The organism is Pseudomonas sp. FP1742, assembly GCF_030687145.1.
In the GTDB taxonomy this organism is placed as follows: domain Bacteria; phylum Pseudomonadota; class Gammaproteobacteria; order Pseudomonadales; family Pseudomonadaceae; genus Aquipseudomonas; species Aquipseudomonas frederiksbergensis_D.
Window position 1 is genome coordinate 3,931,533 of sequence record NZ_CP117460.1, and the last position, 26,913, is coordinate 3,958,445.

20 protein-coding genes, 1 tRNA gene and 2 pseudogenes are annotated in these 26,913 nt (G+C 57.4%); 7 read left to right on the forward strand and 16 right to left on the reverse strand.

Going from position 1 to position 26,913, the window contains the following annotated elements; translation table 11 throughout:
- Window positions 1-5: 5 nt before the first annotated feature.
- The 3 genes from imuA to PSH64_RS17350 are packed head-to-tail and all read right to left on the reverse strand — an operon-like array spanning window position 6 to window position 2,196.
- On the reverse strand, window positions 6-623 hold the full coding sequence (imuA, locus tag PSH64_RS17340; protein ID WP_305477934.1) for a translesion DNA synthesis-associated protein ImuA: 618 nt from the start codon (window positions 621-623) through the stop codon (window positions 6-8).
- Entirely contained in the window at window positions 623-1,240 is a 618-nt protein-coding gene (lexA, locus tag PSH64_RS17345) for a transcriptional repressor LexA (protein ID WP_105341247.1), read from the reverse strand. The genes imuA and lexA overlap by 1 nt, the downstream gene beginning before the upstream one ends.
- Before the next feature lie 38 nt (window positions 1,241-1,278).
- The gene (locus PSH64_RS17350; RefSeq protein WP_305477935.1) at window positions 1,279-2,196 is read right to left on the reverse strand and encodes a LysR family transcriptional regulator; all 918 of its coding nucleotides are present in this window, start codon (window positions 2,194-2,196) and stop codon (window positions 1,279-1,281) included.
- A 104-nt stretch (window positions 2,197-2,300) separates the two neighbouring features.
- On the opposite strand from PSH64_RS17350, the gene PSH64_RS17355 reads away from it, so the two are divergent.
- Together PSH64_RS17355 and PSH64_RS17360 are read left to right on the forward strand one after the other, a co-directional pair.
- On the forward strand, window positions 2,301-4,043 hold the full coding sequence (locus PSH64_RS17355) for an amidohydrolase (RefSeq protein WP_105341249.1): 1,743 nt from the start codon (window positions 2,301-2,303) through the stop codon (window positions 4,041-4,043).
- A 104-nt stretch (window positions 4,044-4,147) separates the two neighbouring features.
- Entirely contained in the window at window positions 4,148-4,885 is a 738-nt protein-coding gene (locus PSH64_RS17360; RefSeq protein WP_105341251.1) for a TorF family putative porin, read from the forward strand.
- A 136-nt stretch (window positions 4,886-5,021) separates the two neighbouring features.
- Here the strand turns inward: PSH64_RS17360 and PSH64_RS17365 are convergent, their stop codons facing one another.
- Window positions 5,022-5,909 carry a Dyp-type peroxidase gene (locus PSH64_RS17365; RefSeq protein WP_305477936.1) on the reverse strand — a complete coding sequence of 296 codons (888 nt, stop codon included), beginning with the start codon at window positions 5,907-5,909 and terminating at the stop codon, window positions 5,022-5,024.
- A 215-nt stretch (window positions 5,910-6,124) separates the two neighbouring features.
- Between PSH64_RS17365 and PSH64_RS17370 the strand changes: the two genes are divergently transcribed.
- Entirely contained in the window at window positions 6,125-7,750 is a 1,626-nt protein-coding gene (locus tag PSH64_RS17370) for an NADP-dependent glyceraldehyde-3-phosphate dehydrogenase (RefSeq protein WP_305477937.1), read from the forward strand.
- Window positions 7,751-7,837: 87 nt separating this feature from the next.
- Entirely contained in the window at window positions 7,838-8,857 is a 1,020-nt protein-coding gene (locus PSH64_RS17375; RefSeq protein ID WP_305481179.1) for an FUSC family protein, read from the forward strand.
- A 7-nt stretch (window positions 8,858-8,864) separates the two neighbouring features.
- Here PSH64_RS17375 and PSH64_RS17380 read toward each other — a convergent pair whose 3' ends face one another.
- Entirely contained in the window at window positions 8,865-9,758 is an 894-nt protein-coding gene (locus tag PSH64_RS17380; protein ID WP_105341261.1) for a DMT family transporter, read from the reverse strand.
- Between the two features lie 135 nt (window positions 9,759-9,893).
- Here PSH64_RS17380 and PSH64_RS17385 point away from each other — a divergent pair, with 135 nt between their 5' ends.
- On the forward strand, window positions 9,894-10,331 hold the full coding sequence (locus PSH64_RS17385) for an Lrp/AsnC family transcriptional regulator (RefSeq protein WP_105341263.1): 438 nt from the start codon (window positions 9,894-9,896) through the stop codon (window positions 10,329-10,331).
- Window positions 10,332-10,477: 146 nt separating this feature from the next.
- On the opposite strand, the gene PSH64_RS17390 is transcribed toward PSH64_RS17385, so the two are convergent.
- A complete protein-coding gene (locus PSH64_RS17390) occupies window positions 10,478-11,149 on the reverse strand; it encodes a Bax inhibitor-1/YccA family protein (protein WP_105341265.1) in 672 nt (223 codons plus the stop codon).
- A gap of 124 nt (window positions 11,150-11,273) precedes the next feature.
- On the opposite strand from PSH64_RS17390, the gene PSH64_RS17395 reads away from it, so the two are divergent.
- Window positions 11,274-11,361 (forward strand) — tRNA-Ser (locus PSH64_RS17395).
- A gap of 854 nt (window positions 11,362-12,215) precedes the next feature.
- Here PSH64_RS17395 and PSH64_RS30485 read toward each other — a convergent pair.
- The 10 genes and pseudogenes from PSH64_RS30485 to PSH64_RS17440 all read right to left on the reverse strand — a co-directional run.
- Window positions 12,216-12,740 (reverse strand): annotated as a pseudogene (locus PSH64_RS30485) (methyl-accepting chemotaxis protein); the annotation flags it as partial.
- 381 nt (window positions 12,741-13,121) lie between these two features.
- Window positions 13,122-14,336: pseudogene (locus PSH64_RS30490) on the reverse strand (chemotaxis protein); the annotation flags it as partial.
- 148 nt (window positions 14,337-14,484) lie between these two features.
- Complete coding sequence (locus PSH64_RS17405; RefSeq protein WP_305477939.1) at window positions 14,485-15,561, reverse strand: tartrate dehydrogenase; 1,077 nt, start codon at window positions 15,559-15,561, stop codon at window positions 14,485-14,487.
- 154 nt (window positions 15,562-15,715) lie between these two features.
- On the reverse strand, window positions 15,716-17,230 hold the full coding sequence (locus tag PSH64_RS17410) for an APC family permease (protein WP_305477940.1): 1,515 nt from the start codon (window positions 17,228-17,230) through the stop codon (window positions 15,716-15,718).
- Window positions 17,231-17,496: 266 nt separating this feature from the next.
- Complete coding sequence (locus PSH64_RS17415) at window positions 17,497-18,972, reverse strand: NAD-dependent succinate-semialdehyde dehydrogenase (RefSeq protein ID WP_305481181.1); 1,476 nt, start codon at window positions 18,970-18,972, stop codon at window positions 17,497-17,499.
- A 68-nt stretch (window positions 18,973-19,040) separates the two neighbouring features.
- On the reverse strand, window positions 19,041-20,753 hold the full coding sequence (locus PSH64_RS17420; protein ID WP_305477941.1) for an NAD(P)/FAD-dependent oxidoreductase: 1,713 nt from the start codon (window positions 20,751-20,753) through the stop codon (window positions 19,041-19,043).
- A gap of 77 nt (window positions 20,754-20,830) precedes the next feature.
- Window positions 20,831-21,277, reverse strand: coding sequence for a hypothetical protein (locus PSH64_RS17425; protein WP_305477942.1), 447 nt, complete (start codon window positions 21,275-21,277; stop codon window positions 20,831-20,833).
- On the reverse strand, window positions 21,274-22,623 hold the full coding sequence (locus PSH64_RS17430) for an aspartate aminotransferase family protein (protein WP_305477943.1): 1,350 nt from the start codon (window positions 22,621-22,623) through the stop codon (window positions 21,274-21,276). Before PSH64_RS17430 ends, PSH64_RS17425 begins: the two co-directional genes overlap by 4 nt.
- A gap of 4 nt (window positions 22,624-22,627) precedes the next feature.
- On the reverse strand, window positions 22,628-23,692 hold the full coding sequence (locus PSH64_RS17435) for a phosphotransferase (RefSeq protein ID WP_305477944.1): 1,065 nt from the start codon (window positions 23,690-23,692) through the stop codon (window positions 22,628-22,630).
- Between the two features lie 145 nt (window positions 23,693-23,837).
- Entirely contained in the window at window positions 23,838-25,283 is a 1,446-nt protein-coding gene (locus PSH64_RS17440; protein ID WP_305477945.1) for a gamma-aminobutyraldehyde dehydrogenase, read from the reverse strand.
- Between the two features lie 131 nt (window positions 25,284-25,414).
- On the opposite strand from PSH64_RS17440, the gene PSH64_RS17445 reads away from it, so the two are divergent.
- Window positions 25,415-26,911, forward strand: a complete 1,497-nt coding sequence (locus tag PSH64_RS17445; RefSeq protein ID WP_305477946.1) for a PLP-dependent aminotransferase family protein — start codon at window positions 25,415-25,417, stop codon at window positions 26,909-26,911.
- The last annotated feature ends 2 nt before the right edge of the window (window positions 26,912-26,913 follow it).

Consider the following 26,913-nt stretch of genomic DNA (forward strand, 5'->3'; position numbering starts at 1 on the left):
CAACCTCAATGCCCGATGGTAAAGGCAATCGGCGCCGAACGGGCCAGCCCGCCCCGGCACTTGAGCACCCGCAACTGCGCAGGTTTGGCGTCGATGGCGATGCGCAGGGCCGCTGGTGACGGGTTGATGGCTTCACTGAGCGAGCGATAGGCGAACGCCAGGGTCTGCCCGGTTTCCGCCGCCACCTGCAAACGGCGCAACGCCCGGTCATCGGCCTTGTGCGGCCAGCACAACACCGCCCCGCAACTGCCCGAACGCAGGCATTGCTCCGCCGCCCACAGCGCATCGCGTTCGCTGGCCTGGATGATCGACAGTTGCCGCAGATCGACCCCGGCGTTCTGCCAGGCCTGGGGATACGGCACGTAGGGCGGCGCCACCAGCACGATGCGCTCGCCCGCCGCCGACAACCGCGCCAGCGTTGGCCACACCAGTTGCAACTCACCCACGCCCTGCCCCGCCAGGAGAATTTCGCTCAACGCCGCTTCCGGCCAGCCACCGCTCGGCAAGGCCGCATCCAGCGCCGCATGCCCCGTGGGTTGCGGGCTGACGGTCGGTGGCGCAGGCCGGCCCTTCCAGACCTGGCCGCCATTGAACAGCGTATCCAGCGCAACGACGGCGCCCATCACCCTTGCCTCACCAAGCCGCAGAACACCCCTTCGATGGCCAGGTCCTGATCGGCTCGAACAATGATCGGCTGGTAAGCCGGATTGCGCGGTAACAGGCGAACAGAATCGCCGACCCGCTCGAAACGCTTGATGGTGACTTCGCCGTCAAGCCGCGCCACCACGATCTGGCCGTTGACCGCCTCGGGATTGCGCCGCACGCCCACCAGATCGCCATCGAGAATGCCGTCCTCGATCATCGAATCACCCTGGACCCGCAGCAGGTAATCCGGCACCCGCGAGAAGATCGACGGATCGAGCAGCAAGCGGCTGTGGACCTCGGCATCGGCACCGATCGGTGCGCCGGCCGCCACTCGACCGAGTACCGGAACGTCCAGCAGCTCGGGCCGTGGCGGCTGGTTCAATAAGCGGATGCCGCGTGCCTGATGCGGATTGACCTCGATGAAACCGGCTTCGGTCAGCGCCAGCACGTGCTTGCGCGCCACGCTACGGGAGGCGAAGCCAAAGGCCTCGCTGATCTCAGCGAGGCTCGGGGGCTGACCGTGTTCGGCGATGCGATCGCGGATGAAGGTCAGGATGGCGGTACGGCGGGGAGTTAAAGTCGTCATGGAGTACATTTGTACTCTTTCGGCTTTTTCCTGGCAAGGACCGGCAGTCAGCTCAGCCCGCGAGAGGCCAGAAACCCGGCGATGTAATCGATAAAAGCCACGACTTTGGCGGTCGCTCGCCGATGGCTCGGGTACACCGCCAGAATGTGCGGGCCAAAGCTGTCGGGATCGATGTCGTAGTCCGCCATCACCCGCACCAGTCGACCGTCGGCCAGATACGGCGCAGCGCTCCATAGCGGCGTGTGCAACAACCCGCGTCCGGCCAGCGCATTGGCCAGCAGCAAGTCGTAATTGTCGCTGCGCAGCCGTGGCGCCTGGGGTTGCGGCAGGCTCAAGCGCTGCCCATCGCGCTCGGCCCACCAGAATTCGCGGCTGAGCAAGGGATGGCGATACAGCAACCACTCGTGTTCATCGAGGGTTTGCGGGGTGACCGGCAACGCCTTGCGCGCCAGATAGGCCGAGCTGCCACACAACGCCAGACGATTGCTGCCAACGACGCGGGCGATCAGCCCCGGCAGGTCGTCATGGCCTTCGCGCAGGGCCAGGTCGTAGCCGCTTTCCAGCAGATTGACGAACTCATCGCACAGGTCCACTTGCAGATTGATCTGCGGATACTGTTCCAGAAAACCGCCACACACCTGATCGAGAAAGGCTTGCCCATAGGCCAATGGCGCGGTGATTTTCAGATTGCCGCGCAGGCCATGCTGCAACTGCTCGATTTCCTCACCGGCCTCGTCCAGCCGCTGCAACACCTGACGCGCGGTTTCCAGGTAGAGCCGCCCCACTTCCGTCAGCAGAATCCGCCGGGTGCTGCGCTCGAACAGCCGGGCGCCGAGTTCGGCCTCCAGGTGATTGACCGCTTTGGTCAGGGCAGACGGGGTCTTGCCCAGTTGCTCGGCGGCGCGGCTGAAACTGCCCAGTTGCGCCGTGACCACGAACATTTTCAACGCACCCAGCTTGTCCATTCTTTTTCCATTCCGGCAAAAACGTTTTTCGTGAGTGAGGCGTTCTGCTAAGCGTGAGCAGCCACTAATCTGGGCCATCAGACGCAATAACAAGGAAACTTTCAATGAAAAGATTCATCCCGAATCTATTGATGGCCGCTGTGGCTTTTGCCTCGATGGAAGCCATGGCAGCGACCGATCTGGTGCTGCTCAACGGCAAGATATTCACCGCCGACCGCAACCAGCCCAAAGTGCAGGCCTTGGCGGTGCAGGACGGCAAAGTGCTGCAAGTTGGCAGCGATGCACAGATAAAAGCCTTGATTGAATCGCAAACGAAAGTGATCGACCTCGGCGGCAAAACATTGATGCCCGGCCTGATCGACAGCCATTCCCACGCGATTTTCGGCGGTCTGGAAATGGCCTCGGCCAATATGGAAGATGAGGTGGTCGGCCTCGATGAGCTGGAAAAACGCCTGCGCGGATGGCGTGATGACGGCAAGGCGAAACACGGCGATGTGCTGAGCGTGGCCGGCATGAGTTCGGCGTATTGGGCCCAGGCCGAGGCCCTCGGCAAGAAATTCAACAGCGGCGAATGGGCCAAGGTGCCCGTGGTATTCACCGGCAGCGACCACCACACCGCCTGGGCCAACAACGTCATGCTCGAACGCGCGGGCATCGACGCCGCCCTGCTGCAAAACCTGCCGGCCGCCGAACTCGACACCATAGGCAAGCTTGCCGACGGTCGCCCCAACGGTTTTCTGGTGGACGCCGGTTGGGATCGAGTTGCGTTAAAAATGCCCGCGCCCAGTGCCGCCGACATGCTGCGCGCCGCGCAAACCGCCGTGCGCTACAACAACAGCCTGGGCATTACGGCCTGGATGGACCCCGCTGCCAACGCCGCCCCCGGCGAGCCGGTGTTTGCCCTTAAACCCACAGAGAAAACCGTCGGCGTACTGCCGGTGTACAAAGCGCTGTCGCAAAGCGGTGGCATGACCGCCCACGTCGCGGCCCTGCTGGTGGCCAATCCGAAAAGCGTACCGGCCGATCTCGACACGCTGGACAAGGTCCGCCAGCAATTCCAGGGCATCCCCAACCTGACTCTGCCCGGTATCAAGATTTTTGCCGACGGCGTGATCGAATACCCGGCCCAGAGCGCGGCGATGATCGATCCTTACACCAACTCGCAAAAACAGGGCGAGTTGCTGATCGATCCCAAGCACTTCGGCGAACTGGTCAGTGCCATCGATCAACGCGGCTGGCGGGTGCATATCCACGCCATCGGCGACCGCGCGGTACGCGAATCCCTGAACGGCATCGCTCAGGCGCGTAAGGATCGCCAGAGCGGCGTGACTCACTCGATCACCCATTTGCAAATGGTCAACCCGAAAGAGTTTGCGCGGTTCAAACCGCTCAACGTCATCGCCTCCATGCAGTTGCTCTGGGCCTCCGCCGACGATTACACCCTGGACATGATCAAGCCTTACGTCAGCGCCCTCGCCTTCCGCTATCAGTACCCGGCGCACTCGCTGCTCAAACAGGGCGCGACGATCGCCGGAGCCAGCGACTGGCCGGTGTCTTCGCCCAATCCATGGAACGCCATGGCCCAGGCAATCACCCGAAACGGCCCGTTGGGTGTGTTGAACGCCGACGAACGCATCGACCGGGAAACGATGTTCTACGCCTACACCCTCAACGCCGCCCGCACTATCGGTCTAGAGAAGCAAATCGGCTCGTTGAGCCCCGGCAAGCAAGCCGATTTCATCGTGCTGGACCGCGACGTGTTCAGCGTCGATGAGAAAGCCCTGCACGACACCCAAGTGCTGCAAACCTGGTTCGCCGGTCGCGAAGTCTACGCCCCGACACTCTGAGAAAAATCGCCTGTACACGCTGCCCAACTCCGCGTTCATCGCTGGGGTCTGGAGCAGCTTTGTCTCAAATCTGCCCATAACAATCACAACCAAGGCACTGCACCATGAAAGCGCTCACCCTATTCGCCCTCGCATCCTTCAGCCTGTTGCCCTTGAGCAGCCGGGCCCTGCCCTTGAATGACGACTTCGCCGTGCTGGTCGACCTGACCCTGGCCAGCGACTATCGCACTCGCGGTATTTCGCAAACCCAGAACGACCCCGCCGCGCAAGCCGGTGTGACCCTGGCCCACAGCAGCGGCCTGTACCTGGGCGCCTGGAGTTCGAACGTCGATTTCGGCGGTGGCCTGAAAACCCGTCAGGAAGTCGACTACTACGGTGGCTGGCTGTGGCAGGCGACCGACGCCATCAGCCTGGATGTCGGCTATCTCAAATACGCGTATCCAAAAGAGAGCCAGTTCAATCAAAGCGAGGTCTACGGGATTCTCGACGTCTATGGCGTGAAACTCGCGGCCTATTACTCCGCCGATGCATCGGGCATCGACAGCAAACAGAGCACGTTGTACCGCTACGTTGGCTACGAAACCGAATTGCCCTATGGGCTGGGGCTGAAACTGCGCTACGGCGAAATGGACTTCAAAGACCCGCGCCTGTATTCGGCCTCGGGGCATGGCGAGGAGGCTTACCACGAGTGGGAGGCGAAGCTGACCCGCGAAGTGGCCGGGGTGCTGCTGGGGTTGAGTTACATCGATACCGATTTGTCGAAAAGCCAATGCATCAGCAACTGGGGGTTCGACGATGTGTGCAGCGCGACCCTGGTGGCGAGTGTCAGCAAATCGTTCTGACTGCCGCACACGCTCTACGCAGGCCGGGATCTTTTGGCGACGTCAAGGTGACCTGGAGCAAGATCAAAAGATCGCGGGCTTCGCCTGAGTCTTGTAGGTGCTGGCGAAGCCTGCGATCTTTTTCTGGTTTCGCTATTTAGCCGACACGCAATGCGCGCAGATCGAGGCGACCGTCCTTGAGCGGCGGGCACCAGTAGTAGCCGCCAGTGATCGGCCGACTGATACGGTACAAACCGTCGGTGATGCCGTCTTCCAGACCGCTCATGCGCCGCAGTTGCGCTTCGAACGCATCGAGGGAAAAACCGAAAGCCAGGAACATCAGGCCAGCGCGATCGCCTTCAATCCACGGCATCGAGCGACGGACCACGAAGGCTTCGGGGGTGAAGCTTTCCTGGGCGGTGCGTTTGACGTGGGCGGAGATCGGCGCGTCGTCGAGTTCTTCGTTGTCGCTCAGGCGCCGGCCCATGATGTTGTCCTTCTCGTGGGACGGCATCGCGTGAAAGCCTTTCAGGTCATGCTGCCATTGCTGGATCGCCGCGAAGCTGCCACCGACCAGCCCCTCAGCACCCTCGCCCAGCAGCGCGGCGGCTACAGCGGCTTCATCGTGAGGGTTTTCGGTGCCGTCTTCGTAACCAGTCAGGTCATTGCCGGTCATGTGGCGGAAGGTTTCGTTCATCTGCACCAGACGCAGGGCCGGTGCCAGCGCGGCTTCGATGGCGTGGCTGCGATTGAGCAATTCGCCACGGTCAATACCGTGCAGCCAGCACCAGAGCGCGTGTTGGGTCGACGGGTTGTCGACGCCGACACCAACCAGCGCAGGAAAGGCGCGCAAGCCGTCGATCTGCGCGTGCAGCGCCTTGACCAGGGACTCGCCGAAACCGACCACCGCCGATTTTCCGTCCACCAGGCGCGTCAGGTTATCCAGCGCTGTCGGCAGTGCCTCGGCGGATTCGAGGGCGAAGAACATATGACGAGCTTGAGGCGGAACTGGGGTGGCGAGGATGCCCGGCTGGTAGTAACTCATATGAACTCCTTTAGAAAGAGCGTGAAGTTTAACCGGGGGATCATTACTTGTGTGTTCTCAAGGGCAAAAGTTCGGCTTTCATGAGCGGATGAGCCGACAGATTCGCGATCCACAACGCCGAGCCCAAAAAACCCTAAGATGAGTCATGACAAGCCAGGCCGAGGTCTGCTAAAACGTTTCATCAGTGCATCACCCAATCCAGACGGGGTAGCGACATGACCACAGCACCGATCCTAGGCAACCTGTTTCCCACCGCCGACAGCATCCCGGAAAAGTACCGCCTCAACGGCCAGACCGAACAGCGTGAATATCTGGTCGACGGCGAACTGGAGACCTGGTCCGGGCCCCTCGCCCAAGTCCGCAGCCCGGTGTACCTGAGCAGCGCCAATGGCGACGAACAAGTGATCCTCGGCAGCACGCCGCTGCTCGATGCCGACACCGCACTGACCGCACTCGACGCCGCTGTCCGCGCCTATGACCGGGGCCAGGGTCTGTGGCCGACCATGCGCGTGGCCGAGCGTATCCAGCATGTCGAGACCTTCCTCGGTCGTATGCGCGAACAGCGCGAGGCCGTGGTCAAGCTGCTGATGTGGGAGATCGGCAAGAACCTCAAGGATTCGGAGAAAGAGTTCGACCGCACTTGCGACTACATCGTCGACACCATTAATGCCCTCAAGGAACTCGACCGCCGCTCCAGTCGCTTCGAACTGGAACAGGATACCCTCGGCCAGATCCGCCGCGTTCCGCTGGGCGTGGCGTTGTGCATGGGGCCTTACAACTATCCGCTGAACGAGACCTTCACCACGCTGATTCCGGCGCTGATCATGGGCAACACCGTGGTGTTCAAGCCGGCCAAACTTGGGGTGCTGTTGATTCGCCCGCTGCTGGAAGCCTTTCGCGACAGTTTCCCGGCCGGGGTGATCAACGTGATCTATGGCAGCGGTCGAGAGACCGTCAGCGCGCTGATGGCCAGCGGTAAGATCGATATCTTTGCGTTTATCGGCACCAACAAGGCCGCCAGCGACCTGAAAAAACTCCACCCAAGGCCTCACCGCTTGCGCGCGGCCCTGGGCCTGGATGCGAAGAATCCCGGCATCGTTCTGCCGGAAGTCGATCTGGACAACGCAGTCAGCGAAGCCGTCACCGGCTCCCTGTCGTTCAACGGCCAGCGCTGCACCGCGCTGAAAATCCTTTTCGTCCACGAAGACGTGGTCGAGGCATTCATCGACAAATTCAACGCCAAACTCGCCAGCCTCAAACCCGGCATGCCGTGGGACAGCGGCGTGGCCCTGACGCCATTGCCGGAGTCGGGCAAGGTCGATTACCTGCACACCCTGGTGGCAGATGCCGTCAGCAAAGGCGCCGCCGTGGTCAACCCCAATGGTGGTGAGTCCCGGGCATCGTTTTTCTACCCCGCCGTGTTGTTCCCGGTGACACCGCAAATGCGCGTCTACCAGGAAGAACAGTTCGGCCCGGTCGTGCCGATCGTGCCTTACCGTCATCTGGACACGGTGATCGATTACGTCCTGGAGTCCGACTTCGGCCAGCAACTGAGCATCTTCGGCACCAACCCGGTGGCGGTCGGCAGGCTGGTGGATACCTTTGCCAACCAGGTCGGTCGGATCAACCTCAACGCACAGTGCCAGCGCGGCCCGGACACCTATCCATTCAACGGCCGCAAGAACTCCGCCGAGGGCACGTTGTCGGTGCATGATGCGCTGCGGGTGTTTTCGATTCGGACCCTGGTGGCGACCAAGTTCCAGGAAAGCAGTAAAGAGCTTCTCAGCGAGATCATTAGCGGCCGGAACTCGAGCTTCCTGACCACCGACTATATTTTCTGAGGACACCAACATTTTCTGAGGACACCAAACCTGAGCATCATCAAAGGCCTTCGACTGCCACCGCTGTTGCGCCGAATACTGCGTCCATTGCTGGACCCGTACCGGCGCTACCGCCACGCCAAACTGATCCATGCGGTGCGGGTTTCGTTGGGGTTGCTGGCGTCGATTCTGCTGACCACCGGCATCCATCTGCCCCACGGCGAATGGGCGTCGGTGACCATGCTGGTGGTGATCGGCGGCTTGCAGCACCACGGTAATATCGGCAAAAAAGCCGCCGAGCGAGCCATCGGCACCTTGATCGGGGCCGGTGTCGGCTTGTTGCTGGTGGCGCAACAGGCCTGGCTCGGGATGCCGTGGCTGACCTATTTCGCAATGTCGGTGGTGTGCGGATTTTTCTCGTACCACGCCATCGGCAAGGGTGGTTATACGGCGCTGCTATCGGCGATCACCGTGTTTATCGTTGCGGGGCACGGTGACAACCCAGTCACCGATGGCCTGTGGCGCGGGGTGGATATTCTGATCGGCATCGCCCTGGCACTGGCTTTCTCCTTCGCCCTGCCGCTGTATGCGGTGTACTCCTGGCGCTACAACCTGGCCGATGCGTTGCGCGACTGCGCGGCAATCTACGGCCGTATCATCAACGGCGAATCCGTCACCGCTGACGAGCACCTGAAGCTCATGAATCGCTTGAACGCAGTCATGGTGCAACTGCGCTCACTGATGCCCTCGGTGTCCAAGGAAGTGCGGGTTTCCATGACCGAACTCGATGCGATTCAGCGCAATCTGCGGATGTGCGTCAGCATCCTGGAGATCCTCGGCAATAGCCGGCCGAATGCCGATGACTCTACGGCAATGGCCCATCTGCAATCGGCATTGAAAACCGAGCACCGACAGATCCGGGTGCAACTGATCGGTATGGCTCGAGCATTGAAATCGGGCGTTTCACAACGGCTCGACCGGCCAGCCGAACCGCCATTGGACTCAACGCTCGATGCGCCGGTCTACAGCCCACTGGATGGCTATCGATTGCTGACCCGACAATTGACCGCGAACATCGGCGAGATGCGCCAGCGCCTGGCGAGGACCGCACCGCGCTGGAACATCTGAGAGGCCGTTATTGTGTAGCCACCCGCCGCAGCTTCAGGCCCCAACCCTGTTGCATCCCGGCGGCGGCCAACAGAATCGCGACAACACCGATCCATTGCAGCGGCTCCAGACGATGACCGAAGGCAAACCAGTCGACGAAAATCGCCGCAATCGGGTAGATGAATGAAAGCGCGCCGGTCAGGGCCGTCGGCAGTTTTTGAATCGCGCCGTAGAGCAGCACATACATCAAACCGGTATGCACGATGCCCAGGGTCACCAGGCTGGCCCAGGCACTGGGCGCTTGCGGCAGCGCCGAAAAATGCGCAAAGGGTGCGAGCAATAGCACGCCGGTGCAGACCTGGACCAACGCGATCAGATGCGGTGGCGTGCCGGTCAGACGCTTGATGATCAACGCGGCAATCGCGTAAAGAAAGGCAGCCCCCAACGCCAGAGCAATCCCCATCAGGTAATCACTGCCGCCCTCGCCTTGTTCGCCATGGGCGCTGACAATCGCCAGCATCCCGAGAAACGAAATGCCCAGCCAGAACAGCTTTTGCAGGGTGATCTTCTCCCCCAGAAACAGTGCCGCCAGTCCCACCAGCATGAATGGCTGGACGTTATAAACCGCCGTGCCGATCGCAATCGAGGCGCGAGAATAGGAGGCGAATAACAGCACCCAGTTACCCACAATCGCCACACCGCTCAGTACGGCCAGCAAGAACGTGGTGGACGTCAGAATGCCGGGACGCAGAAAGCCGAACGCCGCGCAGATCAGCAACAAGGTGGCGGAACCGAACACGCAGCGCCAGAACACCACGTCCAGCACCGGTTGCCCGGACACCAGCACGAACCAGCCTATGGTTCCGGAAATCAGCATGGCGGCAGTCATTTCGAATGAGCCGCGACGTAGTGTTCTGTCCATCATCAACCTCCTGTGTTTGAGCCCAAAGTATGCCAATCCATCGGGGGGCTTCTCCAGCGCAAAAAGCAGGCTAAACTCGACTTCTGCCTTTTTTATCAAGGCCTATCCAACCGATTGCCTAACAGGGGATTCGCCATGACCGACGACATAGACCAAGTGTTGATCAGCGCATTGATGGAAGACTCACGCCGTTCGCTCAAGGCTCTGGCACAGATCAGCGGCCTGTCCTCGCCCAGCGTTGCCGAGCGTTTACGTCGTCTTGAAGAACGTGGCGTGCTCAAGGGTTACACCGTCGAGATCGACCCCAGATGTTTCGGTTATCAACTCCAGGCCATCGTCCGCGTCCGCCCGCTGCCGGGCCAGTTGCAGGAAGTGGAGCGGCAGATTCAGGCGATTCCCGAATTCACCGAGTGCGACAAAGTCACCGGCGACGACTGCTTCATCGCCCGCCTGCACGTGCGCTCGATGGAACAACTGGACACCCTTCTCGACCGCCTCAACGCCCACGCCGAAACCAGCACCGCCATCGTCAAGAAGACTCCGGTCAAGCGCCGGTTACCACCGATGGCGTGAGTGCTGTTTTGTTTGTAACGTCGGCGTAGTCATTTCCGGTGCTCTCGACACCGAGGGCAGCATTGTCATTACCGAATAACCTTGAGCGCCCCGATTCTCAGGCAAAAAAAACCCGCCGAAGCGGGTTTTTTACTCAAGGCTGGCGATCAATCATCGCGGCTCATGATGCCGAACAGTTGCAGCAAGCTGATAAACAGGTTGTAGATCGATACATACAGGCTGATGGTCGCCATGATGTAGTTGCGCTCGCCGCCGTGAATGATGGCGCTGGTCTGGAACAAGATGCAGACCGAGGAGAACAACACGAAACCTGCGCTGATCGCCAGTTGCAGACCGCTGATCTGGAAGAAAAAGCTCGCCAGCGTCGCGCCCAGCAGCACGAAGAAACCGGCCGTGATGAAACCGCCGAGGAAGCTCATGTCCTTGCGGGTGATCAGCACATAAGCCGACAGGCCGCCGAACACCAGCGCGGTCATCGCGAAAGCCGAACTGACCACTTCCGCGCCGCCCTGCATGTGCAGGTAACGGTTGAGGATCGGGCCGAGCAGGAACCCCATGAAACCGGTCAACGCGAACGCAGAAACCAGGCCCCACGCCGAGTCACGGAGCTTGTTGGTGAGGAAGAAAAGGCCGTAGAAACCGATCAGCACCACGAAGACGTTCGGGTAGCCGACACGCATCTGCTGTGCAACAAACGCCATCACGCCGCTGAATGCGAGGGTGAGTGCGAGCAAGCCGTAAGTGTTGCGCAGGACGCGGCTAACCTCTAGCTGCTCAGCCTGCACGCTGTTATTAACTGCGTAATCCTGTTCGCGCATGGCGACACTCCTGTTGGGTTTGAAACGTTCAGTCGCAAAGATCATAACAGACGCTCTGTAACAAGCCATGCAGAGAGTTTGACAGTGTGTTTCATTCAGGTATTATGGCGCCCGCAACGCAAACGGAGGTGTGGCCGAGTGGTTTAAGGCAACGGTCTTGAAAACCGTCGACTGTAACAGGTCCATGAGTTCGAATCCCATCGCCTCCGCCATATTTTTACGCTAAAGCCCTGATTATTCGGGGCTTTTTCGTTTCTGTGATTTAGTAAAAAGCCACAGCCCACACTTCAGCCCACACCCTGGATGGAGTATTGCTTTTTCGACCAACGGCTAGTTTTTCGAATGGTCTTTTGTCCCTGCACTTCTGAAGCACCGATTAAGGCGCAACTCTTGAAGGAAGCGCCGAGACAGAAATACCGATTTTGACCTCCCCCAGCGAAGCCCAACAAACTACGTACAAACGAAAACGCCGCTCAAATGAGCGGCGTTTTCGCTTATGTTATGGAGCGGGAAACGAGACTCGTATCTGGCGTCCGACTCATTGAAATATAAGGGGTTTCTTTTCTTAATGAAGCAGGAAAAGACTTAACTCTGGACTAGTTTTTGGGGTATTTCAACAGCAACAAAACTAACTTTCAGCAAGGCTATAGGATTACCCTTAGCCAATGGACGAACAACCACCAAGTTTCAGGCATCAATTACGTAGCATCCCTTCGGAACGCTCAAAAAATGGATAGATGCGACGCACTTCCTGACGCAAGAGCTGGCCGACATGAGTGCGGAAATGAGCTTGAATGTGCTCAGTATCCATAGCATCCTCATGAAACTCAGATGAGGTGACGGCATCATGAGTTATTCAGTCACCCCACCAGTTTGTCTTAGTATTTTTTTCAAACCCTGTCTTCACGTATAAGGTCGTGGGGCCAGGAGGCCAATTGGTTTACTCCAAATTCCGGACAGTTAACCCTATCTTGTTTCCGGTGGCGGAGGCTGCCTTGGGCCTTCGGTGGAACACTAGCGCAGGAGATGTTGTGAATTCAGGTATCAATACAGGAACGACTCAACTTCAGGTGCGGAAACCGCCCATAAGTTGCTGCTGATGATTCGCTAGCAAATTCAAGGATTGACTGATGCTCGCAGAATCTTTCGATTGGCGTGCCAGAACATCCGTGACGTCCCGAATACTGGATAAGTTACGATTCACCTCCTCTGAAACGACGCTCTGCTCTTCCGCTGCACTGGCAATCTGAATATTCATCTCACTGATAATCTCGATACCCTGATTGATTTTTTGAAGCGCTCCCACAGCACGTTTCACCTGTGCAACACTGCTATCGGCCTGGCTGCGGCTGTTTTGCATCGACTGAACCACGCTTCGAGTGCCTGATTGAAGATGTTCGATGACGTGTTGAATCTGCCCTACCGACTCTTGGGTTCGCTTGGCTAAATGACGCACCTCGTCCGCGACTACCGCAAATCCCCTACCAGACTCACCTGCCCTAGCCGCTTCAATCGCAGCGTTCAAGGCAAGAAGATTCGTTTGCTCGGCAACAGAGCGAATTACTTCGAGGACTGACCCAATTTGCTCGCTATTGTTGGCCAGCGCCTCTACTTGTTGCATCGCCTGATGCATTTCCGTAGCAAGTTGTGTGATGCAATCAGTGGTTCTGTCGATTGTCTGCACACCCTCCTGGGTCGCGAGATCAACATTACGAACCGCTTGAGCTGCTAACGCAGCATTGCGTGCCACCTCCTGCGAAGTCACGCTCATTTCCTGAGATGCAGTTGCGACCTGGTCAACTTCAAGCAATTGTTGCTGCATGCCGCTATTGGTTTGCATAGCAATGTCTGCTGCCTGGTCAGCAGTACGACGGGTGTCATCAACTGATGATTTCACTTGAGCGATAATGGGCTGCAGCTTGTCAAGAAACCGGTTGAACCAACTCGTTAAATTCCCGATTTCATCATGTCTTTCATAGTCCACCCGCCGTGTCAGATCACCCTCACCACTTGCGATGTCCTGGAACATCGCGGCAACACGTAGGATCGGCTGCGTGATGCTACGAGCCAGCATCCATATCAGCACCAATCCGGATAATGCCGCCAAAATACCCACCATGAGTTGAATGCCAGCCGCATCCTTGTTTGCTTTGTTCAGCGCCTCTTTGAGCTGTCGAGCCGAGGCGAGCAGGACCACTTCTGGAACCTGAATGACAATACTCCAATGCTGCGCACCTGGAATGGGGGAAAACGGCATAATGACGACGACGTTCCCGTCACGCTCAAGTACCTCAGGAGTATCACCTTTCGTACTCGCCGAGATTTGTTTTCCAAGTTCAGGATCTACGCTTACCAAAGGCTTTCCCGCCGCTTGGGGCTCACCACTTCGAGCGGCAACAACCCCGTCAGCGCTGATGAAACTTACCTGTGCATTGCCGCCGTAAAGCGCACGGCTGGACTTTTCTACCAGCTCTTGCAGGCTTGCCAAACTTAAGTCCACACAGAGAACGCCGAGCACAGAATCACCGCTCATCAAAGGGACTGAAACAGTCGACATCAGCGTCGTGATGCCTTGGGCATTAGTGAACGCATACGGGTTACTTACGCAGTCTTGCTTGGTCTTGAACGCACAGGTGTACCAAAAAGTACCTGGAGTCCCATCATCGGCCATCTCCTTTTCGCTCATGGTATAGCTCGGAACAAGCGTGGATGCGTAGGAAGCGAAACGACCTTTTTCATTCCCCCCATCGGTTTTTTGGTTAGTAAAACGAGCGTCATCGCCATCCAATGCATTGGGCTCGAATCCTACCCCTAAGCCTAATACGCCGCGATTAGCAGCCACTTGCAACTGCATGAGTTTGAATAGGTCACCACGCAGTGTTTTGGTGTCCGTGCCTAGACGCGTCGCTTGTTCACGCTGAAAGATAACTTGGCGCATGACCGTGTCGCCAAAAACCCTGCTGGTGTCGAATCTTTGACTCACAACTTGGGCTTGCTGCTCACCCAGTTTGGTCATGTACTTCAATGCACCTTCTTTGATGGTGAGTGAACTGGACTCATTGCTCAATATCGAAATAGCGTCGATCCGATAGATTGAGAAACCTATCAAGATGGTTGCTACGCACAGCATGCAAATGCCCGCGAGCAGCGTTATGCGAAGCTTTATGGAAAAGCTGAGGATGGACATGTCAACGCTCCTTGAGTTATTGCAACTCTTCAGTCATTCGAGTGCATGGCCCTACTGGTTTACTCCCATACGCTGCGAGATAACGCCTAAACAAAACGCCAGTGACGGCCCAACGAAGAAAGCACCGTCACTAGCTAAACTGGCGAAGTTAAAGAGCGTCGGCGATCGCTTGGCCTACCTCTTGGGTAGATCCTTGTCCGCCCAAATCACGCGTCTTCGGTCCTTGAGCAATAACCGTCTCAATGGCCTGCATGATTGCATCGTGAGCAGCACGGAACTCTGGACCGTCACCCAGGAAATCAAGCATCAACGCACCCGACCAAATCATGGCAATAGGGTTGGCAATGTTCTTGCCGAAGATGTCCGGCGCCGAGCCGTGGACGGGTTCGAACAGCGAAGGAAATTTGCGCTCCGGATTGAGGTTGGCCGAAGGTGCAATACCAATGGTGCCCGTGCAGGCCGGGCCGAGGTCAGAGAGGATGTCGCCAAACAGGTTGGACGCCACCACCACATCAAAGCGATCTGGATGCAAGACAAAGCGGGCACACAGGATGTCGATATGTTGCTTGTCCCATTTGATGTCGGGGTAGTTGTCCGCCATCGCCGCAACGCGTTCATCCCAGTACGGCATGCTGATTGCCATGCCATTTGATTTGGTAGCTGCGGTCACATATTTGCGTGATCGTGTCTGGGCGAGATCGAAGGCGTATTTGAGGATGCGGTCGACACCTCGCCGGGTGAATACCGATTCCTGCAGCACGAATTCATGTTCAGTACCTTCAAAGACCCGGCCCCCCACTGAAGAATATTCACCTTCGGTATTTTCCCGGACAACGATGAAGTCGATGTCTCCAGGCTTGCGATTGGCTAAGGGACATGCCACACCAGGAAACAGCTTCACCGGGCGTATGTTCGCGTATTGATCGAACTCCCTGCGAAATTTCAACAAGGACCCCCAAAGGGAAATATGATCCGGCACTTTATCCGGCCAACCAACAGCACCAAAATAAATAGCATCAAAACCTTTAAGTTGCTCAAACCAGTCGTCGGGCATCATCTTGCCGCAGGCGAGATAATAATCGCAGCTGGCCCATTCAAAGTTTTGAAACTCAAGTTCAATACCGTACTTGGCAGCAGCCTTCCGCACAACTTTAATACCCTCAGGCATCACTTCGACACCGATTCCGTCGCCGGCAATCGCGGCAATTCGAAACGTCTTGCTCATCACACTTCCTCTTTAGATTATCAAATCTGCAATAGCTATGAATTAAATCGACTTAAGCAATGACAAAGCGTAGTGAAGAACTTTACGTTCATAATCATTAATTCAGCCGCTACTGCACCCATCGCAGCAGCGGCAAAGACAGGTCACCGAGTTGTCAGACTTGATCGCCTAACGAAGATTCCAACCGTGCATATTTCTCGGGTGACCGGACACTCAAGTAGAATGCGCCCAGAAAACCCAGCGCAAACGAACCAAACAACAGCGCCATGAAGAACACCTCAAGTGCGCCTTGTACGCCCAGCAAGACATCGAAGCTGGTCAGGGCAAAATAAAGAAACGGTAGGAGACCTGCGACGCTTAACAGGGGGGCGAGAAAGGTATGCCACAACCGTTTGTCCACCGTGGAACGACGGAAGAACACAAAGATCGCAATGCTGGCGATGCACTGGATGGTGATGATCCCTGCCGCACCGACTCCGGTGAACCAGGTGAAGAGCGTGTCGTAGGGATTCAGCCCCAGCACCGCGAATATCGCAACCACCACCGCAACCATTGCGGTTTGCACGTAGCACGCCACATGGGGTGACTTTTGCACGGGGTGAGTCGAGCCCAGTTTCTGGCTGAGCAACCCCTGGCGCCCCAATGAGTAGAGGTAACGGGCAACGTTGCTGTGGAACGTTACGATGGCAGCAAACAGACTGGTAATCACCAGCACTTGAAACAACTCCGTCGCCCAGCCACCGAGGATCTTATCGCTGACCCAGAAAATCAGATTGCCCGATTGGTCCTTGGCCACCGCCACTGCTTCGGTTGTACCGATTGCATTGATGATCAACCAGGCTGTCAGCGCATAAAATACGCCCATGAAAATCACCGCGATATAGGTCGCTATGGGCACCGTGCGTTTGGGGTCGCGTGCTTCCTCACCATAAATGGCAGTGCCCTCGAAGCCGATGAACGATGCATGGGCGAACATCAGAGCGACACCGATTGCGCCTGAGAATGTCGCCGACGGACTGAATGGTTCAAACGAAAACTGGCTCACTGGCACCGAGTGATCGCCAAATAAAATGCCCAGGTCCAGTATCAGAATAATTACCGTCTCCAGCGTGAGCAGGACCGCCAATACCACGGCGCCTGCATGCAAACGCCGTAACCCCAGCCACAGGCACATCGCCATGGCGGTGAAGGAGTACACCCACCACGGCAGATGGAGGTTGAGTTGCTTGCCGAGCAACTCATTGAGGTAATAGCCGATACCTCCGTACAGACCAAGTTGAATCGCGTTATAGGAAAAAATTGCCAAAGAAGCAGAGCCCAGTCCCATGGGGCGGCCGATGCCTTTGGTGATGTAGGCGTAGAACGCCCCGGCGTTGGTGATGTGTTTACTCATCGCCACGTAACCCACAGCGAACAGCAATAGCACCAGGGCGACCGCCACAAATGCACCGGCGATGCCGATGCCGTTTCCGGAACCAATGATGACAGGGAACAACGCGACAACCACGGTCAGTGGCGCCGCAGCGGCAATCACAAAGAACACGATGCCCATGATACCGATACTGTTTCGTTCGAGGTCTCGGCTATCAGAACTTGGGTTCATGGTCTTGCCCGGTGTTGATCCCGTTAAGCCCAGCGTAGCTGGTTTATTACTATATTCGTATGACATCGCTAAAACCCTGTAGGTAGTGAGTTTTTTATTTCGGTAAAGCGAGGCAGTCGTTAAAAAAGCAATACTCGGCAGCTGTGCCTATATACACCTCGGCACTTTCTGGTTTTTCGTAGTGACAAGTGTCCGTATTATTGTTGAATCGGTGCAGACTTTGTTCGTAGATCCGTCATATCCCTGTACCGCGACAACCAAAAGATCTCTCCAGACTGTTCGCGCCCAAATCAAATGCTTTAGAACAGGCGTTCATCATGTAAGACGCATGTTTATGACTCCAAAGTGCAACGTTCAAGTTTGGTCGATATGAACTTCACGTCGAGATACTCTTGAAGTCCCCAGTGACCACCTTCCCTGCCCAATCCGCTGTCCTTATTGCCACCGAACGGCGCTTGTGCGGTCGATGGTGCTCCATCGTTGACGCCGATCATTCCGTATTCCAACGCTTCAGCCACCAGTTGCGCTCGGGTCAAGTTCCTTGTCCACAGATAGGCCGCCAAGCCGTATGGCGATGCGTTGGCTGCCGCCACCACTTCAGCTTCACTGTCGAACGTAATCAGCGGCGCCACCGGACCAAAGGTTTCCTCCTGCATGATCAACATCGTTGCAGTCACGTCCTGGAGCACGGTCGGTTGAACATAGAAGCCTTCCATCCGGACACCTCCGGCGATGATTCGAGCACCTTGGGCCACCGCATCGGCGATATGGCTGAGTGCTTTATCGCGTGCATGTTCATCCACCAACGGGCCTATCCGGGTGGACTCTAGCAATGGGTCACCCACCTGGAGCCGATTGACCGCAACGGCGAGTTTTTCGGCGAACTGATTGACGATCGAGCGATGGACATAGATGCGATTGGTGCACACACAGGTCTGTCCAGCATTGCGGAATTTGCAAGCCACGACCTCATCCACGGCCGCGTCCAGATCGGCATCTTCAAAAATGATGAACGGTGCATGCCCCCCCAATTCCAGAGACATCCTTTTCAGTGTCTTGGCCGATTGTTCGTACAGACGCTTGCCCACTTCAGTGCTACCGGTAAAGGTGAGTTTGCGAATACGCGGGTCATCGAACATCACCTGAGACACCGTTCGCGGATCCGTGGTGGTAATCACCTGCAAGGTTCCAGGAGGGCCCCCGACTTCTTCCCACAGTTTGGCGAAATACAGTGCTGTGAGCGGTGCTTGCACAGGAGGTTTGACAATGGCCGTACACCCCACTGCCAGCGCCGGCGCCAGCTTGCGGGTGATCATCGCCGCAGGAAAATTCCACGGTGTAATGGCATACACAGGCCCAACCGGCTGTTGCAGGGTCGCCAGCCGTTTGTTGCCATGTTGGCTCGGCATGCTTTCGCCGCCGACACGCCGCCCTTCTTCGGCAAACCAGTCGATAAACGAAGCGGCGTAAACGACTTCTCCACGGGCTTCCTGGATCGGCTTGCCCATTTCCATGGTGATGGTACGGGCTATGCCCTCGGTGTGTTCGATGACAGCGTTGTACCAGGCACGCAGCAGTGCGCACCGATGATGAGCGGTTGTCTGACGCCAGGTCTGGAATGCGGCACTGGCGGCATCGGCAGCCAATATTGCCTCTTCAATACCGGCGCTCGGAAGCTCGGCGATGATTTCCCCGGTCGCTGGAGAGCGCACCGGAAACCAGGCAAAGGCGCTGATCCATTGACCATTGACGAACATCTTGCGACGACCGCCATCGTTCGAGCCCGGTGTAAAGATTGGAAGTTTCATGTAGTGATCCACCTATTCGGTTATGCCGCCTTCCCATCAAGAGAAAGGCACGTCGTACACAATCGCTGTCACTTGCTCAGGCGTTCGGTGAGGCTTCGAAAAATGCGCGACCTGGCGACCTGATAGCCGAGGCGTTGCCCGACATCCGTTTTCAACAAATTGCCGATCAGCCCGTTATCCGCCTTGAGCACCTTGCGCCCCGCTGCCGTATCGGTTTGCCCGGCCAGGTCGGCAAGGATGCGTTGCGCCGCGTTGTGCCCGGGCATACCACTGACACCGCCGCCGGGATGGCTGCCGGAGCCACAAAGGTAATAACCGGGAACCGGCGTCCGGTAATGCGCCGCCGCTTTGATGGGGCGATTGTCGAAGAGGTTATCCAGGCCGATCATGGACTGATGGAAGATGTTTCCACGGGTGATGTGATAGTCGCGATGCAGATCCAGTGGGGTGATCACGTGGCGAGCGAGAATGTGATTGCGCATGTTCGGTGCATAGCGGAAATAGATCTCCAGCACCTTGTCAGCCCACTCTTCCTTGCGTGTGTCCCAATCTCCATGGGCCAGGTCAAATGGCAATTGCTGCACCCCCAACGAGAGCGTATGAGTACCTGGCTGGCTCACCAGTCCCGGGTGGGTCACAGAGGGAATCAGCGCCTCAACCACCATGTCATCCGGAAACTCGCCACGCTGCTGTGCTTGCCAGGCCATTTCATAAAGGGCCGGGGATGGGCCGAGAATGTTCAAACCCTGATGCTGGGGCCCCAGCTTGCCGGCCGGAAAGCCGACATAATCCGGCAGCGCGTCCACCAGCAGGTGAATACGCGCCATGGAGCCGCGCTGATCAATCTCCTTGGCATCGGCTGCCGCCGCCTCTGGTAGCGCCCCTTCAGGTAACAACCCCACCAGAGAGCGAGTCGGGTCTGCACCGGAAATGACCAGCGGCGCGCGAATCTGCTCGCCCGAGGCCAGCAGAACCCCCACTGCCTTACCCTCTTCAATCAACACCTTCTGGATGGGCGTACTCGTTTCAACCCTTCCGCCGAATGCTTGCAAGGCACTGACCAGCGATTCACTGATCATGCCCATCCCGCCTTTCGGCAGACCATAACGACCGAACTGACCTTCGAACTCTCCCAACGCGTGATATCCATAGACATAGGCCGTGCCTGGCGTGGTTGGACTTCCCCACGTGGAGACCAGGCCCATGAACATCATGAAGCCGCGAAGACGATCGGACTCTATGTAGTCCTTCAGCAGGTCCTCGGCCGAAGCCGTCATGAACTCGTCGTACAGCGCGCTTTCACCAGCGTCGTCAAAGATCGCTTTCAAGCGTTGTTGAGTCGGCGGGTCGCTGAGCTGGATTTCATGCGTCAGCTCACCGAAACGCTTGAGCCGCGTGGCGAAACGCATGAAGTTGGCGCCATCGGCTTTGTTGTGATCTTCGATCGAACGCAGGGTCTTGTCGATCTCCTGCCAGAACATCACGCGATCACCGTCGTCCCATAGCGCCATTTCCTGCAAGCCCGGAGCCACCGACTCCAGTCCGTATTTTTTCAGTTCCAGATCGTCGACCACTTCCTGTCGAAACATCATCTGAATGTACGAGCAAGAAGAGAAAATAGCGCCCGGTATCAGTTCTTCACTGGTACAGGCGCCCCCCACAATCGGCCGGGCCTCCAACACCAATACTTTGAGGCCTGCCCTGGCCAGATAGTTTGCGCACACCAGCCCGTTATGGCCGGCACCGATGATCAGGGCATCAAGATCGTTATGCTTATTCACGGCGTCATTCCATCTGAATGTGAAATCAAATGCCTGTCCACCTGCACGGTGAACAGGCCGCCTGCACGGCCAGCGACTCAGGCCGGCAGCACCAACTTGAACAACTGGTGATCGGTGAAGGTGTCATCCGGGTGACCGACAAAATTGCCCGTCACAATGCCGGTCGCGCCTTCGAATCGGCCACCACCACGAATCACGCGCCAAGCGATCGAACCGGTGCTGTAGCCGCTTGCCTGCACTTTAAACTGGCCTGGCATGACCGTTTCAACATCGAGATAACTGTCGATCCCGGGGAAGTCGACGCGGCCGGTTTCCCAACTTTGCTCGCCCCGCACGGTCACCACCGTATCGAAGTGTGCGACACCAGTCGGAACCTGCAACGCCCCCTCGCCCTGCACATCCGCCACTGGATCGAGTGCAAGAATTAGCCCCTGGGCACGGGACCTTACGACACCGGTGGCGTGGCCAATGGCTTCGGCCTTGCCGGTGAAGTAGATCAGCATGGTGTAGGTTTTCATCATCATCCCCTCACACCGGTGGTTTTGCTCAGATCGGCCATGACGTCGGCCAGAATGTCGAGGAAGTAGGCGGCGTTGTCGGCGGTAAATGGCAACGGCGGGCGTATCTTCAGAACGTTGCCCAACGGACTGGAAGCGCTGATCAACACGTTGTGGTCGCGCAACTTGTTGACCACTTGCATGGCCAGTTCCTCGTACGGCTCTTTGGTGAGCGGGTCCTTAACGAATTCCGCCCCAATGAACAGCCCCGCTCCCCGGACATCACCGATCACCGGATATTCCTTGGCCAGATCACGCAGACCGGCACGCAATACCTCACCGACCACCAGAGAATTCTTTTGCAGGCTTTCCGCTTCGATCACCTCCAGTACCGCCATCGCCGCGGCGGTGGAAACCGGATTACCGCCAAAGGTATTGAAGTAACGCGCGGTCGTTGCAAAACGGGTCAGCAGTTCCGGTTTCGCCACCACACCACCGATGGGAAGACCGTTGCCCATTGGCTTGCCCATGATCACCAGGTCTGGCACGACACCGTGACGCTGGAAGCCCCAAAACGTATCGCCGGTACGCGCGAAACCAGGCTGGACCTCGTCAGCGATGAACAGCCCGCCAGCCCGGCGGACCGCTTCGACGGCCTTGACCAGAAAACCACGCGGGTCGGAGAAGACGCCATCACTGGAGAATATGGTGTCTGTCACCAGCGCCGCCGGACGGATGCCGTGACGCAGCATGTCCGCGATTGCCGCTTCAACCGACTCGGCGAACGCGTCGCCGACGTCCTTGTCGCCCGCACGATAGGCGTCCGGTGCCGGGACCAGGCGCACCATGCTGCCCAACGCCACGCCTTCACCCAAAGAGGGGGACATCTCGGCAATCGCGGCAGTAATGCCGTGGTAGGCGTTTTCAGTCACGATGATGCCAGTATTACCGGTATGGCAACGCGCGATTCGTACCGCAAGGTCCGATGACTCACTACCGGTGCAAGTAAACATGACGTTCGCCAATTCCCCAGGGAAGGTAGCGATCAGCTTTTCGGCGTAGGTCAGTACAGTGTCGTACAGATAGCGGGTGTGGGTATTGAGCAGTGCCATCTGTTTGGAAACCGCCTCCACGACATGAGGATGGCAATGGCCTACCGAAGGCACGTTGTTGTACACATCCAGGTACGGCGTGTTGTGCGAGTCGTACATCCACACGCCTTCAGCGCGGACGAAGTGCACAGGCTTTTCATAAAACAACTTGTAGGACGGGCCCAGCACTTTTGCGCGGCGTTTGAGCAGTTGTTCGATCACTGGGTCCAGGCCATGAGCCTGAGCAGGATCGAACGAGTTGATCATCAATGGACGATTCATTATTTCACTCCAGGTTGCATGCTTTGCGAAGAATGGATTGGGCATCCGCTCGACTGACTTGCGCCAATCGCTGGAGCCCATCCCAGGCAACGCCTGTGTTCTTGAGGATGTAATGACGGTTTGCGGGATATAGACGTGCCCGAAATTCGGTGATCGCAATCGCGGTACACAGACGCGTGATAATCAGGTCATAAAGCAAGTCCACTTCCTCGACCAGGAGCGGCAGCACGCGGTGATAGGCCCCAAGCATCTCGGCAACCTTGCTCAACGGGTGGTCGCCGTCGGTGTGGTAACTGGCGGCAATGGCGATGTCGTTGATCAGCTGGGTCGCCACCATGTCGCCAAAATCGAGGATGCCCGAGACTTCATCATGACGCCCCTCATCCATCAGGATGTTGTGTGGATTGAAGTCGGCATGAACCACCTGGCTGCGCAATTTGATAAGTCGGTGGTAGACGACTTCGTCGAAATAATCGAAGCCTGCCCGAACCAGGTTCCAGGGTTTATTGCCATCGGCATGCTGCGTTGATGGCAGCATCTCCCGGCAAGCTGCCGCTTGCTGAATGTCCCACGCCAGGACTCGATCAGCACCCGGGTGATTGAAACCACGCAGCGCTAACCCAAGCTCGGCCAGACTGATGCCGATGTTTCGCAACTGGGCTTGCGAGCTGACACTTTTCGGCAACGCCAAGCCTTCCAGAAACGAAGTCATCCAGATAATTCGTCTCGGGTTGTCACCCACTTTCGCCGCAAAGGACGTTTCACCGTTGAGCGACGCAATCAATAGGGGAACTGGAATATACGGTGCGCGTTCGGCCAGCCAGGCCAGCGCCTGAATCTGCATATCAATGGTCGCGTGATCATCTGCAGGGTTCGACATCCGCAGGATGTACTGCAAGCCGTCGACTGAAAAAACATGGAACAGCTCGTCGCGTTCACAACTGATTCGCGTGCATCGGACACTCATGCCATACCGGCCCAGAACAAGCGCTTCGACTTCCGCCAAAGGCGTCTCTTCGACAGCGGTCGTCATATTGCTCAGTGATAGCGAAAGACCGTTAATAGTCATTGGATATGCTGCCTAATGCTATTCAGGACCCGTTTTCGAAGCACGGCCCAGCCGCGACCTGATAAACAGGTCGCTCTGCAGTGCGCTCACAAGAGTCCCGAATCTCGAATATCGGGAGTACCCCCGCCGGAGCGGGGGCGTCATATCATTCGAAGTTCATCATGACGTGACGAACGACCGTGTAGTCTTCCAGGCAGTAGATCGACTGATCCTTGCCATAACCGGACATCTTCATGCCGCCGTGAGGCATTTCGCTCAGGAGGGTGAAGTGTTGATTGACCCAGGTGGTGCCGTATTGCAGACGCGCACTGACCTTGGCAGCAGTCTTGGCATCACGGGTCCAGACTGACGAAGCCAAGCCATAGCGGCTGTCGTTCGCCCAACCGATGACCTGATCAACGTCCTGGAAGGAGGTCACGGAAACCACGGGGCCAAACACTTCACGCTGGACAATTTCATCGGTCTGCAAGGCCCCGACGACGAGCGTCGGCTCGTAATAGAAACCATTACCCGCCACATACTTGCCGCCAGTGATGACCTTAATATGCGGTTGGTCCTTCGCACGGTCGACAAAGCCCCCAACGCGTTCACGCTGTCGGGCGCTGATCAGCGGACCGAGTTCTGTACCAGCCTGGTCGGTAGGCCCCAGTTTGATCGAAGACACGGCCACTTTGAGGGCCGCAACGAGTGCATCGTGAACACTTTCATGCACATAGATACGGCATGCAGCGCAGCAGTCCTGGCCGGCGTTGTAGAAGCCAGCCGAGCGCACGGTGGAAACCACCGCCTCCAGATCCGCATCAGCCATCACGATCACCGGCGCCTTGCCGCCCAGTTCGAGGTGGGTGCGTTTGAGATTACCTGTCGCCGCTTTCAGGACTTTCTGGCCGGTGGTGACATCTCCTGTGATGGACATCATGTTGATATCCGGATGTTCACCAAGCGCTTGGCCGACCGTTTGCCCACGCCCGGTGACAATATTGACCACACCAGGTGGCAGCATCTCGGCAAGAATACTGCCCAGTTTCAATGCGGTGAGCGGGGTGTTTTCCGAAGGTTTCATCACCACGGTATTACCCACGGCAATCGGCGCAAAAATTTTCCAGGTGGCCATTGCCAATGGGAAGTTCCAAGGAGCGATGGCCCCCACCACGCCAACCGGATCACGACGAATGATGCTCGTGTGGTTGGCTGCGTATTCACCTGCCGCCAGCCCGGTCAGGCAACGCGCCGCGCCGGCAAAAAAGCGAATGTTATCGACTACGCCCGGTATCTCATCCTCAAGCATGCGCTCGTAGGGCTTGCCCACGTTCAACGATTCTATTTGGGCAAAAGCGGCACCTTCCTGTTCGATTCGATCGGCAATTTTCAGCAGCAGCGCCGAGCGTTTTCCTGGGGGCAACTGCGACCAGGCCGGGAACGCCTTGCGAGCGGCCGCCACCGCTTGATCAATCTGTTCGAGGCTGGCTTCCGGCACTTCTCCCAGCACTCGACCGGTGGCCGGGTTCACCAGCGTTTCTGCGTGGCCTTCGCCGCGAACCAGCTGGCCGTCAATCAACAGATCAATCACGAACTCTTGTGTAGTGCTCATAGTTACTCTCACGCTCGTCTGTAAAAACTGTGGCAGGGCAACCAGCACGTCACGACCCGGCTGCGCTCCTCGTTACAGACAAACTATGACAATATGGACTGAGCACCTATGTCCAATCGGAACGAGTTGTTATGTCCACTTTTGACCCCAATCTACTGTCTGACCTGATTCTCGCCACGCTGAAGGAAGACAGCGGAATATCGCTGCAACGGCAAATCTACAAAGTGGTGCAGCAAGCAATCCTTGAAGCGAGGCTGGCCCCGGGTCATCGCCTGCCTGCCACCCGCGCGCTGGCCAAAGAATTGAAGGTCTCACGCATGACCGTCACCCTGGCCTACGACAAACTGGGCGCCGAGGGATACATCATCAGCACTCATGGCAGCGGCAGTTTCGTGGCCAATATTCACCCCGCCGTCAGCCGAGCACAGGTGGCAACGGAGCTTTCGGCGTCTGATGACAGACCAGGACTGTCACGCCGGGCAGTCGAATTGGTGGGTGGGACTCACGGGGCTATAGAGCATGAAGGGGCATTCGTCCCGGGTGTTGCCGACACCACCAACTTCCCCTTCCATATCTGGCAACGCATGCAGAATCGATACGCCAAGAAACCGTTCTCGGCGCTGACCGGCTACAGTAGCGACGGGGGTTATCTGCCTCTGCGTCAGGCCCTGGCGGAGTACTTGCAGATATCGCGCTCGGTAAAATGCAGCCCGCACCAGATCCTGATCACGATGGGAACGAATCAGTCCCTGGACTTGTGCGCACATATGCTGGCCGACACGGGCGACGTCGCACTGATCGAGGAGCCCTGCAACTGGAGCACGGCACTTATTTGGAAGGCGGCAAGCCTGAGAGTAGTGCCCGTTCCGATCGATGAGGATGGTGTCGCTGCTCAGCTCTTTCCTTTTCAGAAAACCAAGCCTGAAGACCTGCCAAAATTACTCTTCACGACACCGTCGCACCAATATCCGATGGGGGGCTCGATGGGCTTGCACCGGCGCCGACTGTTGATTGAATTGGCCAGGAAACATAACTTCTGGATTATTGAGGACGACTACGACAGCGAGTTCCGTTATGACTCCAGCCCCCTACCCTCTCTGCAGGGACTGGATGAACATGAGCGGGTCATCTATCTGGGCACCTTTAGCAAGGTGATGTACCCAGGGTTGCGAATGAGTTATCTAGTGGTGCCCGAAGCACTCGCCGACGCCTTCGCCAGTGGCCTGACTCAGTTGTACCGCCCAGGCCAGCTTGGACTTCAGGCCGCCATGGCCGACTTCATCGGCGAGGGCTATTTCGCGACCCATATCAGAAGAATGCGGGGCATTTACGCGGAGCGTCAGCGCGAACTGAAACGTGCGTTGAATGAACACTTTGGTGACACCATAACGGTTTCAACCGGTAACACCGGACTGCACCTGACCATACAGTTCACCTCCAACATTGACCTTGCCAGAATGACAGCAGAAGCCAGAACGAGAGGCGTATATCTGCGCGATATAAGCCTCTATCACCAACTGCCGCATTCAATGAAAGGTTATGTCCTAGGTTATGGAGGAGTCAGGACGAATGATATCGAACCCGCCGTCAAAAAGATGGCCGAGGCCTATCTAGTGGCAAAAAAGTAAAA